The organism is Bacillota bacterium (assembly GCA_012839765.1).
Lineage (GTDB): Bacteria > Bacillota > Limnochordia > DUMW01 > DUMW01 > DUMW01.
This window is the reverse complement of record DUMW01000085.1, coordinates 1-15,328: the sequence shown is the minus strand read 5'-3', so window position 1 is coordinate 15,328 and position 15,328 is coordinate 1. Positions and strand designations below refer to the sequence as shown.

At 53.6% G+C, this 15,328-nt stretch carries 12 protein-coding genes, 1 tRNA gene and 1 other annotated feature; of the genes, 12 read left to right on the top strand and 1 reads right to left on the bottom strand.

Translation table 11 applies throughout. From position 1 onward, the window contains the following. Positions 1 to 17: 17 nt before the first annotated feature. The 12 genes from GXX57_08525 to GXX57_08470 all read left to right on the top strand — a co-directional run bounded on the left by GXX57_08525 (position 18) and on the right by GXX57_08470 (position 13,472). Positions 18 to 2,111 carry a glycoside hydrolase family 76 protein gene (locus GXX57_08525; GenBank protein HHV44690.1) on the top strand — a complete coding sequence of 698 codons (2,094 nt, stop codon included), beginning with the start codon at positions 18 to 20 and terminating at the stop codon, positions 2,109 to 2,111. A gap of 273 nt (positions 2,112 to 2,384) precedes the next feature. Then, positions 2,385 to 3,740, top strand: coding sequence for a TrpB-like pyridoxal phosphate-dependent enzyme (locus GXX57_08520; GenBank protein HHV44689.1), 1,356 nt, complete (start codon positions 2,385 to 2,387; stop codon positions 3,738 to 3,740). Between the two features lie 336 nt (positions 3,741 to 4,076). After that, positions 4,077 to 5,318 (top strand): serine hydroxymethyltransferase, encoded by a 1,242-nt coding sequence (locus GXX57_08515; GenBank protein HHV44688.1) that lies wholly within the window; start codon positions 4,077 to 4,079, stop codon positions 5,316 to 5,318. Between the two features lie 196 nt (positions 5,319 to 5,514). Then, positions 5,515 to 6,096 carry a pyruvate synthase gene (locus GXX57_08510; protein HHV44687.1) on the top strand — a complete coding sequence of 194 codons (582 nt, stop codon included), beginning with the start codon at positions 5,515 to 5,517 and terminating at the stop codon, positions 6,094 to 6,096. Then, positions 6,096 to 6,410, top strand: coding sequence for a 4Fe-4S binding protein (locus GXX57_08505; GenBank protein ID HHV44686.1), 315 nt, complete (start codon positions 6,096 to 6,098; stop codon positions 6,408 to 6,410). The genes GXX57_08510 and GXX57_08505 overlap by 1 nt, the downstream gene beginning before the upstream one ends. A 24-nt stretch (positions 6,411 to 6,434) precedes the next feature. After that, a complete protein-coding gene (porA, locus tag GXX57_08500) occupies positions 6,435 to 7,646 on the top strand; it encodes a pyruvate ferredoxin oxidoreductase (protein ID HHV44685.1) in 1,212 nt (403 codons plus the stop codon). A gap of 15 nt (positions 7,647 to 7,661) precedes the next feature. Then, positions 7,662 to 8,582, top strand: coding sequence for a pyruvate ferredoxin oxidoreductase (locus tag GXX57_08495; protein ID HHV44684.1), 921 nt, complete (start codon positions 7,662 to 7,664; stop codon positions 8,580 to 8,582). A 7-nt stretch (positions 8,583 to 8,589) separates the two neighbouring features. Next, positions 8,590 to 8,795 (top strand) — a binding site (T-box leader). A gap of 62 nt (positions 8,796 to 8,857) precedes the next feature. Next, positions 8,858 to 10,132, top strand: coding sequence for a serine--tRNA ligase (gene serS, locus GXX57_08490; protein ID HHV44683.1), 1,275 nt, complete (start codon positions 8,858 to 8,860; stop codon positions 10,130 to 10,132). A 186-nt stretch (positions 10,133 to 10,318) separates the two neighbouring features. Then, a tRNA-Ser gene (locus tag GXX57_08485) sits at positions 10,319 to 10,409 on the top strand. 272 nt (positions 10,410 to 10,681) lie between these two features. Beyond that, positions 10,682 to 10,897: a heavy-metal-associated domain-containing protein gene (locus GXX57_08480; GenBank protein HHV44682.1), complete on the top strand. Its 216-nt coding sequence runs from the start codon at positions 10,682 to 10,684 to the stop codon at positions 10,895 to 10,897. Between the two features lie 21 nt (positions 10,898 to 10,918). After that, entirely contained in the window at positions 10,919 to 12,766 is a 1,848-nt protein-coding gene (gene cadA / locus GXX57_08475; GenBank protein ID HHV44681.1) for a cadmium-translocating P-type ATPase, read from the top strand. Positions 12,767 to 12,785: 19 nt separating this feature from the next. Then, entirely contained in the window at positions 12,786 to 13,472 is a 687-nt protein-coding gene (locus GXX57_08470) for a Crp/Fnr family transcriptional regulator (protein ID HHV44680.1), read from the top strand. Positions 13,473 to 13,791: 319 nt separating this feature from the next. Here the strand turns inward: GXX57_08470 and GXX57_08465 are convergent, their stop codons facing one another. After that, on the bottom strand, positions 13,792 to 15,075 hold the full coding sequence (locus GXX57_08465; protein ID HHV44679.1) for a Glu/Leu/Phe/Val dehydrogenase: 1,284 nt from the start codon (positions 15,073 to 15,075) through the stop codon (positions 13,792 to 13,794). Positions 15,076 to 15,328 lie beyond the last annotated feature (253 nt).

Here is a 15,328-nt window from a genome sequence, read left to right as displayed (position 1 = left end):
TCTGGGAGGCTGTAGAGATGAAGTCTTATCTAGGAATTTTGGTTTCTATGTGGATTGTCTTCATAGGGACGGTGACCGTGGCCGCAGCGATTGTCCCTTTGGATGATATCGAACACTGGGCAGACTTGGCTACCCAGGCTTTGATTGATCAGTACTGGGCCGGTTCCAACAGTCCCTTCCGGGGGTTTGGGTGGGGAAATGCCCAGGCTTGGGATGCCCTTATGGATGCGGTGGAGCGGACAGGAGGCACGGCATCGCCCTACTACCCCTACATTGACGAGCTTTTCCGCCGGCAAAACGCCATCAACCCCACCTTCATCAATGAATTCAACGATGATATGGCCTGGTGGGCCCTGGCCTCCCTGCGGGCATACCGAATTTCCGGTGATACTAAGTATCTGAACCGGGCTCTTTTGCTGTGGAATACGATTCTGCGTAGCTGGGATGAGGAATTGGGTGGGGGTATCTGGTGGCGTAACGACCAAAAGGGCGCGAAGAATGCCTGTATCAATTGTCCTGCCTCTATTCTTGCTTCGAAGTTGTACCAGATTACCGGTGAAGAACAATACCTAGAGTGGGCCATGAAGTTATACCACTGGGTGAAGGAGAATCTGGCTCCCACGGGACTGGTGTGGGATAACAAGAACCGCAGCGGGAATATCTGGGAGGCAACCTTTACCTATAACCAGGGAACATATATCGGGGCTGCGGTGGAACTTTACAAGAACACCGGTGATCCCCAATATCTGGCCGACGCCCGGCGTACTGCCCAGCTGACCATGTCCCGACTTACCGACCAAAGGGGCATCCTCAAAGACGAGGGGCAAGGTGATGGGGGCGGCTTTAAGGGAATCTGTGTCCGATACTTCGTCTCCCTGATTGAGGTGGATCCGGAACCGGAAGTCTATATAGATTTCCTGGTCAAGAACGCGGTCAGCGTGGGAGAGAATGCCTTCAACCAGCTTAATCTCATCGGTCCGAATTGGACGAAACCTGAGACGGGCCCGGTACAGCTGCTTACCCATGTTTCTGGTGTGATGTTGCTGAACCTCACCGCCCGTGTCTTGGCGGAGGAGGCGGCCTGTGGGATCACCATTCTTACCCCGGCATGGGGGGCCAACGTTATGGTTGATGAGCCCATCCAATTCCAGCTATCCGCAGATTTAGACGTCGAGGAGCTGGTGGTACTGGAAAATGAGGTAGAGGTCTATCGGGGACCTGTGCCCCTGGAGCCACTTTATCTTTCCCTTCCCATCGGGGAAGAGGGGGAGGAGAGGAAGATTACGGTGCGGGCTATTGACAGCAGTGGGGAAGTGCGTCAACGCTCCACCCGTTGTCGGGTGTATCGTCTGTGCCTGGACTTGCCCGAGACAGAGCAGGGGCCGGTCCAAGGAGAGCTGTCGCTGGGCTTGGCCGCGGCCTTCCCTAGGGACAGTGTGGCCCAGTTTCAACTAATTCTTTTGGGTATTGGGGAAGGACTTGCCGATAGGCGTGAAATCCTGTTTGCAGGAGAACAGCTGCCCCCGGAATTTGTCTTGGAAACCATGCTCTATCCCGATGGGGCATACGATTTGATGTTGGTGGCCCTTGATGGGGATCACCAACCTATCTCCCAATTGACTCGCCGTCTCCTGATCCAAAACTGGGAGATCCTACAGGAGGCCTTCCGTTCTCCCGTGGATTTCTTCGGCATCAAAATGGATACCCTTTTGGCGAAGGAACGTTCCGCTGGTTGGGTGTTTAGACAGGATACTCCGGAAGAATTCTACGGTGATGCCCATCGTATCGAGGCAGTGGGGAGTGGGGAAGAGTACCTGATCTGGTACTACCCGGGTCTGAGCAGGTTTGTACTTACGGTCTATGCTCAAGACGAAAGCCTGTTAGATGCTTTGGAGATTTATACCTTCTCCGGTTCCCAACAGTGGCAGTTGATGGACCGGTTTGAGCTGACTATCCAGGGACAAGGCTCTCCCTGGCAACGGTACCAACTGACAGGCGAACTGGCGGGGGGTGCAGATCATCTGGTAATCGTGGTACAAAACGTTCCCGGAAAGACACCGCCGCAATTGGGGGATCTGGTGCTGATGCGGCCGGCCGGAGCAGCCCAGTAGAGGGGAGGCGGCCTTTTCGAGGGTCAGGCTAAACTGTGTTCATGTTCAAGAAAGACTTGTAATCTGGAGGTAAATGGGTTACCGTCTGGGACGCCCCTTGCCGATGTGTTTTGCAGAGAAGGGCTGGTCTGCTGGGAGGCTGGTCCTTTTTATCTGGGCAGGGAGAATAAGATTTTTGGTCGGTTTTTGTGTTCAGGCAGGAATCCCCCTTGGAAGGGAGAATAATAGTTAACATAGTTTTAGCTTAGCATAGCGTAGAGGAGATGAGCAGAGATGAGTCGAACGAAGATCCTGCTAAAAGAGTCGGAGATGCCCAAGAAATGGTACAATATCATGGCGGATATGCCTAATCTGCCGAAGCCGCCATTGAGCCCCAGTACCAAACAGCCCATCACACCGGAAGAACTAGCTCCCATTTTCCCTGAAAGTTTGATCGAGCAGGAAATGAGCACCCAGCGTTGGATCGAAATCCCCGAAGAGGTGTTAGAGATCTATTCCCTGTGGAGACCTTCTCCCTTGTACCGGGCCCATCGGTTGGAAGCAGCCCTGAAAACTCCGGCAAAGATCTACTACAAGAACGAAGGGGTAAGTCCCGCTGGTTCTCATAAACCCAACACCGCTATTCCCCAGGCCTATTTCAACAAACGGGAGGGCGTGAAGCGGCTTGCCACCGAGACCGGTGCTGGACAGTGGGGAAGTGCCCTCAGTCTGGCTTGCTCCTATTTTGACATGGAGTGCAAGGTGTACATGGTGCGGGTCAGTTACGAGCAAAAGCCCTATCGGCGGTCCATGATGAGATTGTGGGGGGCCGAAGTGGTGCCCAGTCCCAGTCCCCATACCAACGCGGGCCGGAGGATCTTGGAGAAGGATCCCGATTCCCTGGGAAGCCTTGGAATTGCCATCAGTGAAGCGGTGGAGGATGCCGTGGGAAGAGAGGATACCAAGTATGCCCTAGGCAGTGTCTTGAACCACGTCCTCTTGCATCAGACCGTTATTGGTTTGGAGGCCAAGGAGCAATTGGCCAAGGTTGGGGATTATCCCGATGTGGTGGTGGGCTGCCACGGTGGCGGCAGTAATTTCGCGGGCATTGCATTTCCCTTCCTGATGGATGTCTTGTCTGGTGATCGCAAGGTTCGCACGGTGGCCGTGGAGCCCGAGGCTTGTCCCTCGTTGACCAAGGGGCGCTTTGCCTATGACTACGGTGATACCGCCCAGTTGACACCCATCGCCTCCATGTATACCTTGGGCCATGAATTTGTACCCGCCGGCATCCACGCGGGTGGCTTGCGTTACCATGGCGCGGCACCCTTGGTCAGTCAACTGTATGCCGATAAATTCATTGAGGCTAAGGCTTTGGGCCAGGTGGGCGTTTTTGAAGCGGCTCGGCTCTTTGCCCAAACCGAAGGGATTGTGCCGGCACCGGAATCTGCCCATGCCATCAAAGGGGCCATCGATGAGGCCCTGCGCTGTAAGGAAGAGGGCAAAGAAGAAACCATCCTCTTCTGCCTGAGCGGTAATGGATATCTGGATATGGCGGCGTATGACGCCTTCTTGGCGGGGCAATTGCAGGATTACGAATATCCTGATCACCTCCTAGAGGAATCCTTCGCCAAGTTGCCCAAAGTATGACAACCGGCAGGGTTAAACCCTGCCGGAAACCTCAAAATCTCTGACATTTAGACCTCTCCCCTCGGGCTGAGCCCATTGGTTTCGCCTACGTCTCAGAATCCCAGTTGATTTTGTCGATGTGTTGGAGGCCCCTTGCCTGTGGAGTCCTTGGCCCCTGGTACCAAGGGGAAGTACTCCGCGCGTTCCTGCGGATTGCTTGTCTTTTACTTTATTTATATGCTATACTGGAAACGGTCGGAAGGCCAGAAATAGGTGTTAGTGAGCCGTAACCGGGATAAAAAACGTCCCAGTCTGGGCGTTTTTTTGTGGTGAGGGCGCGGGAAAGGAGTTTGCCCAATGTTTCGATGGATAAACCAGGTTGATCCCGAACTTGCCGAGGCGCTTGCGGGTGAGCTTACGCGGCAGAGAGACAAGATTGAACTCATTGCCTCTGAGAACTTTACCAGTCTAGCAGTAATGGAAGCCCAAGGGTTCGTACTTACGAACAAGTATGCCGAAGGTTATCCTAACCGGCGGTACTATGGTGGTTGTGAGTACGTGGATATCGCGGAGCAACTCGCGATCGATCGGGCCAAGGCTCTCTTCGGGGCAGATCATGCCAACGTCCAGCCGCACAGTGGGGCCCAAGCCAACATGGCAGTTTACTTTGCTACCTGTGAACCAGGAGACACCATCCTGGGCATGAATCTTTCCCATGGCGGCCATCTAACCCACGGAAGCCCGGTGAATTTCTCGGGAAAATGGTTCAACGTGATTAGCTATGGGGTGTCCAAAGATACGGAACTGATCGACTACGACGCCTTGGAGCAGCTGGCTTTGGAACACAAACCCAAGCTTGTGGTGGCCGGTGCCAGCGCCTATCCTCGGGTGATTGACTTTGCCCGGATCCGGGAGATCTGTGACCGGGCAGGTAGTCTTCTCATGGTGGACATGGCCCACATCGCAGGGCTAGTAGCCGCCGGGTTGCATCCCAACCCCGTTCCCTACGCGGACTTTGTCACCACTACTACCCACAAGACCTTGCGGGGACCCCGGGGTGGCATTATCCTGTGCAAGGAAGCATATGCCAAGGCCATCGACAAGGCTGTTTTCCCTGGCATCCAGGGTGGACCCTTGATGCATGTAATTGCCGCTAAGGCCGTGGCCCTCAAGGAAGCCTCCACTCCTGAATTCAAGGCCTATCAGCAAACGGTGGTGCAAAACGCCCAGGTCCTGGCTGGAGAGCTGGTCAAGAGGGATTTCCGTCTGGTGTCTGGCGGTACTGATAACCATCTCATCCTTGTGGATCTGCGGAACAAGGGCATTACCGGCAAAGACGCGGAGGCCCGGCTGGATGCGGTCGGCATTACGGTGAACAAGAACACCATCCCCTTTGATCCCCAAAGTCCCTTTGTTACCAGTGGGATCCGCCTGGGGACACCGGCAGTGACCACCCGGGGTATGGGTGAGCAAGAAATGCAGCTCATCGCCGATTTGATTGATCGTACCCTGGGTAAGGAGTCGGATCTAGGGCAGATCAAGTCCGAGGTATTGGCCTTGACGGCGAGATTTCCCCTGTATCCAGAATTGAGCAGTTAAGGGCAGGAGATAACCTTTGAAGGGATGAACCTTAAGTAAAGGTGTGTCCCTTTGTAAGTGGAAGTTAGTGAAAAGCAGAACAAACACTTATCCCAACAAGAGGCATCCCTTCATTGTTAGTTATACACACCAGGGCATGCGTCGATTTCTCGACGCGTCTTGAAGTTTTCCGAGTGAACAAAGGAGGAGAGTCAAAGTGGCAGAAATGCTAGAGATTCGCTGGCATGGCCGGGGAGGGCAAGGAGCCAAGACTGCGGCGATCTTGCTGGCCGAGGCCGCGGCAGCCGTGGGCAAGTATGTCCAAGCCTTTCCGGAGTACGGTCCAGAACGGATGGGAGCCCCTGTTACTTCCTACAACAGGATCAGTGATACACCTATTCGTCTAAATTGTAGTGTTACCAATCCTAAGTATGTGGTCATTCTGGACCCCACATTGATTGGCAGTAGCGTTGATGTATTGGATGGCGTAGGTGAAGATGGAGTTTTCTTGGTGAACTCGGATCAGAGCACCGAGGAGATTCGCAAGAAGCTGGGAGCCTCGGACAAGCAGCAGGTTTATGTAATCGACGCCAACAAGATTTCTATGGAGACCATCAAGCGGAGTATCCCCAATACCCCCATGCTTGGTGCCCTGGTGCGCTTAACCGGTGGGTTGTCGTTAGATGATCTGTTGGAAGATACGCGCCGCAAATTGGAGGTCAAATTCAGAAATAAGCCAGAGGTTATCGAAGGCAATTTGGAAGCCATCCGGCGCGCTTACCAGGAGGTGATCGAGTAATGGCGGATACCAAGCAAGCTAAACCAGGTTGGAAGTCTATACCCATTGGCGGTTTGATCAAGAATCCCGGCTCCGCGGCGGAATTCCATACCGGAGATTGGCGCACTGAGCGGCCGATTTGGGATGCCGAGAAGTGCATCAACTGCATGCGTTGTGTGGTCTACTGTCCCGATGTGGCCTTCATCGTAGAGGATGGCAAGGTTACCGGTATCGACTATGCTCACTGCAAAGGCTGTGCTATCTGCGTGAGCGTATGTCCTCCGAAGGTGCAGGCTTTGCACATGGAACCGGAAAGCAAACATCGGGAAGACTAGCAACTGATGGGAGGGAAAGACCTAATGAATACGAAAACGGCTTCTGCCGACAAGATACAACGGCGTATAGCGGGGACCGGTAATGAAGCCGCAGCGCTGGCGATGCGTCAGATCCATCCCAACGTGGTGGCTGCTTACCCGATTACACCCCAGACCGAGATTGTACAGATTTTTTCCACCTATGTTTCTGATGGACTTGTAGATACCGAGTTTGTACCGGTAGAAAGTGAACACAGTGCCATGAGTGCCACCATTGCGGCCTCGGCCGCGGGTGCAAGGGCCATGACCGCTACGTCGGCCAATGGTTTGGCCCTGATGTGGGAGATGCTGTATATTGCTTCTGGAAGCAGGCTTCCCATCGTGATGCCCTTGGTCAACCGGGCCCTGAGTGCACCCATTAACATTCACTGTGATCATAGCGATGCCATGGGCGCCCGGGATGCGGGTTGGATCCAGCTGTTTTCCGAGAATGCCCAGGAGATGTACGACAACATGATCCAGGCGATTAGGATCGCGGAGCATCCTGACGTGATGTTGCCCGTGATGGTGTGCATGGATGGGTTTATCACCAGCCATGGCATGGAAATCTTCCATGTGTTGGAAGACGATGTGGTAACCAAGTTTGTGGGGGAATACCAGGCCAAAAATCCCCTGTTAGATGTGGATAATCCTGTAACCGTCGGTCCCCTGGACTTGCAGGATTACTACTTTGAGCACAAGCGGCAGCAGGTGGACGCCATGGAGAAGGCCAAGGCGGTCATCAAGCAGATCGGCAAGGAATACGGCGATCTTACCGGCCGGTACTACGGATACTTTGAAGAGTACCGGTTGGATGACGCGGAGATGGCCATCGTCGTGATAAACTCCGCGGCAGGAACCGCGAAGGAAGTCGTGGACCAGTTGCGGGGACAGGGCGTGAAGATTGGTCTTCTGAAACCCCGGGTATTCCGACCCTTCATGGCTGCGGAACTGCGTGAGGCCCTCAAGGACATGAAGGCCATCGGAATTATGGATCGTGCCGAAAGCTTCTCCACCCAGGGTGGTCCGCTGGCGGCGGAGACGAAGGCTGCATTGTACGAACTGGATCAGCGGCCCTTGGCTTTGAACTTTGTCTATGGCCTTGGTGGTCGGGACACCGGTGTTGCTGATATCATGCTCGTTGCCGACAAGGTGCGGGAAGCAGCCGAAAGCGGCAAAGTGGAACAGTCGCTGTACTACGTAGGGGTTCGTGAATAGCGAGGGGGGAACGAAATGGCTACTTTGAAACAATTGGCCGAACGGCCTGATCCGATTACTGGTGGTCATCGGGCCTGTGCCGGATGTGCTTTTCCATTGGTGATTAAAATGGTGCTCAAGTCCACGGAGACACCGGTGGTGGTGGCTAACGCCACTGGCTGTATGGAGGTTACCACGAGCGTCTACCCCCAAACAGCCTGGACCGTACCGTGGATGCACAGTGCCTTCGAAAACGCAGCGGCTACCATCAGTGGTATTGAAGCTGCATACAACGCCCTGAAGCGTCGGGGGAAACTGGATCGGGAGATCAAGTTCGTAGCCTTTGGCGGCGACGGAGGAACCTATGATATTGGTCTGCAGTCCCTTTCGGGAGCGATGGAACGGGGTCATAACATTCTGTATGTCTGCTACGATAACGAAGCATACATGAATACAGGAATCCAGCGGTCCAGTTCCACGCCGCGGGGTGCGAACACCACCACCACACCGGCGGGTAAAGTTTGCGAAGGGAAACCGCAGTTCAAAAAGGATCTGACGGCTATTATCGCCGCCCATGGTGTGCCTTATGTGGCCCAGTCCTCCATTAGCGACTGGCGGGATCTGTCTAAGAAGGCAGAGAAGGCCCTGAATACCGAGGGTCCCACCTTCTTGAACGTATTGACTCCCTGTCGTCTCGGCTGGGGCTTTACACCGGATAAGACCGTGGAAGTGGCCCAGAAGGCAGTGGATTGCTGTATCTATCCGATGTATGAAGTGGAAAACGGTGAGTGGCGGCTGACCTACAAACCCAAGGAGAAGCTTCCGGTCATCGAATACCTGAAGATGCAAAACCGTTTCCGTCACGTGGTGAAGGACGAGGCTTTGGTGGAACAGATCCAGGCCGACGTGGATCGCCGCTGGGAAGCTTTGCTTAAGAGGTGTGGCGAAGAAGCATAATATAGAGACAAACGCGTAGCGAGGACTAGTAGGGTTGCCAGCCGATAACAGAGAGCCGATGGATGGTGGGAATCGGTATCGGGGCGACCTGAATCCACCTCGAAGCGGAGGGTGAATGAAGCCCATCCCGGTAAGCCGGTTACAGCTTAACGAGAGGGATGCTCTGCATCCAATCGAGGTGGCAACGCGGAGGGAAAGCCCTTCGTCCTCAAATATGGAGGATGAAGGGCTTTTTGTTATATACTAACCTAAAGCGACTGAAGGGGGTTGTTACCATGTTGGATATAAGACTGTTTCGGGAAGAACCGGATGTGGTGAGGAAGGCCTTAAGGGACCGAGGTCTTGACAGTGGCCCGGTGGACGAGGTGATTCGGTTAGACACCCTCCGGAGGGAAATGCTCCAGGAAGTGGAGGCCTTAAAAGCGAAGCGGAACAAGGTGTCCGGCGAAATTGCCAAGATGAAGCAGCAGAAGCAGGATGCCTCAGCGGTGATTGCACAGATGCGGCAAGTTTCCGACCAGATCAAGGATTATGATGAGCGGGTCCGCAAGGTTGATGAAGAATTGCGGCAATTGCTGCTGACCATTCCCAATATCCCCGACCCCAGCGTACATGTGGGGAAGGACGAGACGGAAAACCGGGTGGTGCGCACCTGGTCTGAGCCTACCAAATTTGACTTTGAGCCCAAGCCCCATTGGGAGATCGGGGAACAGTTGGGGATCTTGGACTTTGAGCGGGCAGCGAAGATTACGGGCGCCCGATTTACTCTGTACAAAGGACTAGGGGCCAGGCTGGAAAGAGCGTTGGTCAACTTCTTCCTGGACATTCATACCCAGGAGCACGGTTACACTGAAGTCTTTCCGCCCTTTCTGGCAAACACTGAGAGCATGACCGGTACCGGTCAGTTGCCCAAGTTTGCCGAGGACATGTTCCACGTGGAAGGCACCGATTACTACCTCATTCCTACGGCGGAAGTGCCGGTGACCAATATCTATCGGAATGAGATCCTGGATAAAGAGGATTTGCCTTTGTATTTTGCCGCCTATTCGGCTTGTTTCCGGGCTGAAGCCGGGTCCCACGGACGGGACACCCGGGGTTTGATTCGACAGCACCAGTTCAACAAAGTAGAGCTGGTAAAATTCGTGCTCCCAGAAGAATCCGATGCGGAGCTGGAAAAACTGGTGGCCAATGTGGAACGGGTGCTACAGCTGTTGGCATTGCCCTACCGGGTTAGCCAGATGTGCACGGGCGATGTGGGCTTTGCCGCCGCGAAAAAATACGATCCGGAAGTGTGGATGCCCAGTTACGGTAATTACGTAGAGATCTCCTCCTGTAGTAACTTCAAGGATTTCCAGGCCCGGCGCGCGAATATCCGATTCCGACGGGAACCCGGTGCCAAACCGGAATTTGTCCATACCCTCAATGGTTCCGGGGTGGCCATCGGTCGGACCGTTGCCGCTATCTTGGAAAACTATCAGCAAGCCGACGGGACTGTGCTTATTCCTGAGGTTCTGCGGCCCTATATGGGTGGTTTGGAGCGCATTTCCTAGTTTCAAGCCTTGTCCGCTGGAAACCATCGGTTTTTGCCCGGTTTCCAGCGGACCAACTAGCGGATCTTGACCAATTCACGGTTCTATGGAGCTTTCTTTCTTTGACTTGTGCTAGTACCGCCTACGCAGCTCCAGGAAGACTTGCCGCCAATGGGCGGGACTGATATAATAAAATACGTCTATTGCGGAGGGGTGCCAGAGTGGACTAATGGAGCGGTCTTGAAAACCGTCGAGGGTGCTGAGCCCTCCGTGGGTTCGAATCCCACCCCCTCCGCCATTGTTTTCTATACGAAGTTTGTGTAACCGCCGCAGGAGGCGGTTTTTTTGCCCGTCGCCCCGCTAAGGGGTCAGTCCCTCCAAAGATATCTAGCCCGGATATGAGTCTTCATCCTGGCCAGCATGGTCAAATCCTTCGTCAGTTGCCGTGCAGTATTGCCGGCTCAAGTGTCAAAAAGCTCCCCAAATGGATCCCTTTTTTGATCTAGATCAAAGTAATCTCCCGCCGTTTCTCGTATACTTAAACCACAAACAAAAGGAGGTTGTAGAAACATGGCAAAGAGAACCTATCAGCTGGAAACCATTGCTTGCCCCAGTTGCGCGGCGAAGATTGAAAACGTACTAAAGAAGACCAATGGAGTCCAGGAAGTGGAAGTATTATTCAACAGTTCCCGGGTAAAGGCGGAGTTCGACGAAAGCGTAGTGACTTCCGAGGAACTTAAGGGGAAGATTGAAGGTTTGGGTTACAAAGTCCTGTCGGAGAAGTAAAGGGGAAGGGAGGTGCCCGGGATGTTTAAGCTCAGCAAGACGCAAATCGTATGGATCTCGGGGATTATGGCGGGGGTTTCCTTTGTCCTCAAGAACATGATCGGTTATGCGCCCCTAACCATTGTCCTGATGTTGGCAGTGACTGTTATCGCGGGCACCTCCATCTTCAACAGGGCCATTGGTGGGCTGCGTTACAAGGTTGTGGGTATTGACACCCTGGTCAGCGTTGCTGTGCTTGGGGCCCTCAGTATTGGGGAGTATTGGGAGGCCGCGGCGGTTACCTTCCTGTTTACTTTGGGAGATTACTTGGAATCCCGCACCATTGAAAAAACCCGTTCTTCTATCAGGGCCTTGATGGATCTAGCCCCAGACATGGCCAGGGTTCGCAAAGACGGGGTGGAGACCACTGTTTCTCCAGAAGAGGTGGAACAGGGTGACCTAGTGGTGGTGAAGCCTGGTGAGAAGATCGCGGTGGATGGTACAGTGGTGGAGGGTTCTGCCTACATCAACCAAGCTGCTATTACCGGTGAATCCATTCCGGTAAGTCGAACCGTGGACGAAAGGGTGTTTTCCGGTACCATCATTGAATCGGGGTATCTTGTAATCCGGGCAGAGCAGGTGGGAGACGATACCACCTTTGCCCGTATTCTGCATTTGGTGGAGGAGGCTCAGGACAAAAAGGCCAAAACCCAAAAATTCCTAGAGCGGTTTTCTCGCTGGTATACACCGGCCATCATCCTGTTCTCCCTTGTTCTGTTCCTTGTGACCCGGGATATTCGGTTGGCTTTGACCCTATTGGTGATTTCCTGTCCCGGCGCCTTGGTGATTTCCACCCCCGTTTCCATTGTGGCCGGTATCGGAAATGGAGCGAAACGTGGTGTGTTAATCAAAGGTGGAGAGGTTATCGAGAAGTTGGGTACGGTGCGGGTGGTAGCCTTTGACAAGACCGGTACCCTGACCGAGGGTCGTCCGGGGGTGACTAAGGTGAAAGCCTACAATATGGGCGAAGAGGAACTCCTCAGCATCGCAGCCACCGGTGAGTCCTACTCGGAGCATCCTTTGGGCCGAGCCATTATTGCCGAGGCGGAAAAAAGACCGGGTATCATTATCAGGACTCCCGAGGATGTGGAGATGGTAATCGGGCAAGGACTGAGCTTCAGCCTTGATGACACCCGGTATTATATTGGTAATCGGAAGCTCTTCCAGGACCAGGGAGTGGATCTTTCGGACTATGAAGCCTATCTGGCAAGGGAGGAAGAACAGGGACAGACTGCGGTGATCGTCGGCACGAAAGACACCATTTATGGCATAATCTCCATTGCAGACACCATTCGGGAAGATGCGCCGGCCCTAGTCTCCCGTTTGAAGGCCCAGGGTGTCAAACGAACGGTCATGCTTACGGGGGACAATCCCTTGGCTGCGCGCTATGTGGCACAGCGGGTGGGCATTGATGAGTTCTACAGTGAATTGCTCCCAGAGGGCAAGGTGCAGGCCCTGGAAGAACTGCGGGAGAAGCACGGGACGGTGGCCATGGTGGGTGATGGAGTAAATGACGCTCCGGCCTTGGCCGCTGCGGATCTGGGTATTGCCGTGGGCGGCGCCGGCACTGATGTGGCCATGGAAACCGCGGATGTGGTACTGATGAGCGCGGACATCCATAAGCTTTCCTATGCCGTCGGACTAAGTCGGGCGACAGTGCGGAATATTCGGCAGAATATTGGATTTGCCCTCCTGGTAGTAGGGATATTATTGGCAGGTGTTTTGCTTAAAACGGTGAACATGTCTATAGGGATGTTAGTCCATGAGGGTTCCGTGTTGGCGGTAATCCTGAATGCGATGCGCCTGCTACGATATGGCAAATCCAATTAGCTGAACGGGTGGACGGGAAATGCGATGTCATCATTGTGAAGAACAAGCCAGTTGTATCCAGCATGTCCCAATCTTCGCCAGTCTAAATGGTGAAGAAAGGCTGGAGATCGCACAAATTGCCTCATCACGGCATTACCGGAAGGGCGAAATGGTGTACCGGGCTGGAGATGCCAGTGGTACCCTATTCGTTCTTTATACAGGGAAAGTAAAGCTGTTTCGGATCAACGCCAGCGGGAAAGAGCAGGTACTGCGCGTCGTGCAACCGGGGGAGTTCATCGGAGAACTCTCTTTATTCTCCTCTCTGCCTCTGACCGACAATGCCCAGGCCTTAGAAGACTGCATCATGTGTGTTGTTGAGGGGTCCAAGCTTAAAGAATTGATGGTGAAGTATCCGTCAATTGCCTTTAAAGTGATGGATGAACTGGCCCGTAGGCTAGCGGAAGCGGAAAACAGAATTGAGATCATTAGTCTAAGTTCCACCACACAGCGGCTGGCCCAAGCCCTGTTGGCGTTGTCAGGCGAGGGGGAGGAGATTATCTTGCCTATGACCAAGGGGGACTTTGCGTCACAGCTAGGTATGACCCAGGAAACCTTAAGTCGGAAGCTGGCAGCGCTGCAAGAGGAAGGGTTGCTTGAACAAGAGGGCCATCGGAAGATTGTGATTAAGAACAAATCGCGGTTAGAAGAGCTTAGCCTCGCTGAGTGAAGATAGGGATTTTGTTGCCTCCGGGCTTGAGACTATTGAACTGAACACGCGCATGCTGCGTGGGTTCATGTAATTGAGACGCCGCACCTCGACGTATCGGTCAACCTCGAAGGCTTTTATACAAGCAGCGGCTGGGTGATACCAATTAGTCGTGCACAAACCGGTTAGTGTCCGCCAAGGATAGAGGTGTATGTCCATACCTTGAACAATTACTCTTGGAGCGGTTGGTGCGAACCGTCGAATTCCAAGCAATATGTACAGTGGTGAGGGGACGGTGTTAATCGCCCCCTCCCACTCATAAACTCACTATGACAACCCGTTATACCCATCCACGCAACCGAACAGCTTCGGCTACCCGGCTGATTGCGATTACATACGCGGCATCACGCATGTATAACCCCTGTTTTTGGGCTAGATCATGAACGGCGTGGTAGGCAGCGGTCATCTTAGCATCCAGTTTCTCAAATACTTCTTCCTTGGGCCAGAAGTAGTTCATGTTGCACTGTACCTGTTCAAAGTAGCTACAGGTTACGCCTCCGGCGTTGCAGAGGAAGTCTGGAATCAGGAAGATTCCCCTTGCTTTGATTAGCTCATCACAGTCCGGCGTGGTAGGTCCGTTCGCACCTTCGCAAATTACCTTCACCTGGTCGCTTACGTGGGCAAAAGTCTGGGGTGTGATTTGGTTTTCCAGGGCGCATGGCAGAAGGATATCCACATCTTGCGCGATCCAAGCTTCTCCATCCAGGACCTCGCAGCCGATGGCTTCAGCCTTTTCCCTGTCGATGGAACCGAAGCTGTCTTTGATCTGAGCCATCTGCTCGATATCCAGCCCGTTAAGGTTGCGGAAAGTCCAAGCCCGTTTGGCCTTGTTATCCCAGCAGGAGATGGCAATGATCTTTCCGCCCAGCTCTGTATACTTCCGCGCTGCATACTCGGCAACGTTACCGAACCCCTGCAAACTGGCGGTTGTCTTGGTGATGTCAATTCCCAGTTTCTTTAGGGCTTCTCTTAGGGTAAAGATCACGCCGTAGCCAGTGGCCTCGGTACGTCCCAGGGAGCCGCCCATTCCCACGGGTTTGCCGGTGATCATGCCAGGGTAGTGAGCGCCGTGGATGGTTTCGAATTCATCGAGCATCCACAACATGTGTTGACTGTTGGTCATTACATCCGGGGCTGGCACGTCGATGACTGGCCCTAAGTTCTTTGCCAGTTGTCTGACATAGCCCCGGCAGAGCCGTTCCTGTTCCCCAGGAGACAGTTCCCGTGGATCGCAGACAATACCTCCCTTGGCTCCGCCAAGGGGAATGTCCACTACCGCACATTTCCAGGTCATCCACATGGCAAGACCCCTGACGGTGTCCACTGTCTCTTCGGGATGGAATCGGATGCCACCCTTTCCTGGTCCCCGGGCGTCGTTATGCTGTACACGGAAACCGTTGAAGACTCGGGTACTGCCATCGTCCATCTTCACCGGGATTGTGAAATGGAATTCCTGTCGAGGCTGCCGCAGCAAGTCACGCATTGCTTGATCGAGCCCCATCAATTCGGCAACACCATCGAACTGTTTCTGAGCAGCCAAATACGCGTTATACTGTTCTGCCATATTCTCTTGCTCCCCATTCAAGAAATTCGTACTCATACACACTAGAATACTCTAACATTCATCAGAGATCAATCGTTTTGAGCAGGAAACCGGCCCAGGAGTGAGTTTTATAAGTTTATTACTTCACAGTTAAGTTGCCGAGTTATCTTGTTGTAGTACCAGGGCCAGGTAGGTATACTGAAATTGTAAGATCCAAAGGCTTTACGCTGCTCCCTTTCTTACCTGGGAATCTTGAGGACGAAGGGTGACTAAT

What these genes read in the sequence shown, in the direction of transcription:
- GXX57_08505 (HHV44686.1), top strand. Translation starts at nt 6,096, where the DNA reads ATGGCGGATACCAAGCAAGCTAAACCAGGTTGGAAGTCTATACCCATT.
- GXX57_08470 (HHV44680.1), top strand. Translation starts at nt 12,786, where the DNA reads ATGCGATGTCATCATTGTGAAGAACAAGCCAGTTGTATCCAGCATGTC.
- serS (HHV44683.1), top strand. Translation starts at nt 8,858, where the DNA reads ATGTTGGATATAAGACTGTTTCGGGAAGAACCGGATGTGGTGAGGAAG.
- porA (HHV44685.1), top strand. Translation starts at nt 6,435, where the DNA reads ATGAATACGAAAACGGCTTCTGCCGACAAGATACAACGGCGTATAGCG.
- GXX57_08480 (HHV44682.1), top strand. Translation starts at nt 10,682, where the DNA reads ATGGCAAAGAGAACCTATCAGCTGGAAACCATTGCTTGCCCCAGTTGC.
- GXX57_08525 (HHV44690.1), top strand. Translation starts at nt 18, where the DNA reads ATGAAGTCTTATCTAGGAATTTTGGTTTCTATGTGGATTGTCTTCATA.
- GXX57_08515 (HHV44688.1), top strand. Translation starts at nt 4,077, where the DNA reads ATGTTTCGATGGATAAACCAGGTTGATCCCGAACTTGCCGAGGCGCTT.
- GXX57_08495 (HHV44684.1), top strand. Translation starts at nt 7,662, where the DNA reads ATGGCTACTTTGAAACAATTGGCCGAACGGCCTGATCCGATTACTGGT.
- cadA (HHV44681.1), top strand. Translation starts at nt 10,919, where the DNA reads ATGTTTAAGCTCAGCAAGACGCAAATCGTATGGATCTCGGGGATTATG.
- GXX57_08465 (HHV44679.1), bottom strand. Translation starts at nt 15,075, where the DNA reads ATGGCAGAACAGTATAACGCGTATTTGGCTGCTCAGAAACAGTTCGAT.
- GXX57_08520 (HHV44689.1), top strand. Translation starts at nt 2,385, where the DNA reads ATGAGTCGAACGAAGATCCTGCTAAAAGAGTCGGAGATGCCCAAGAAA.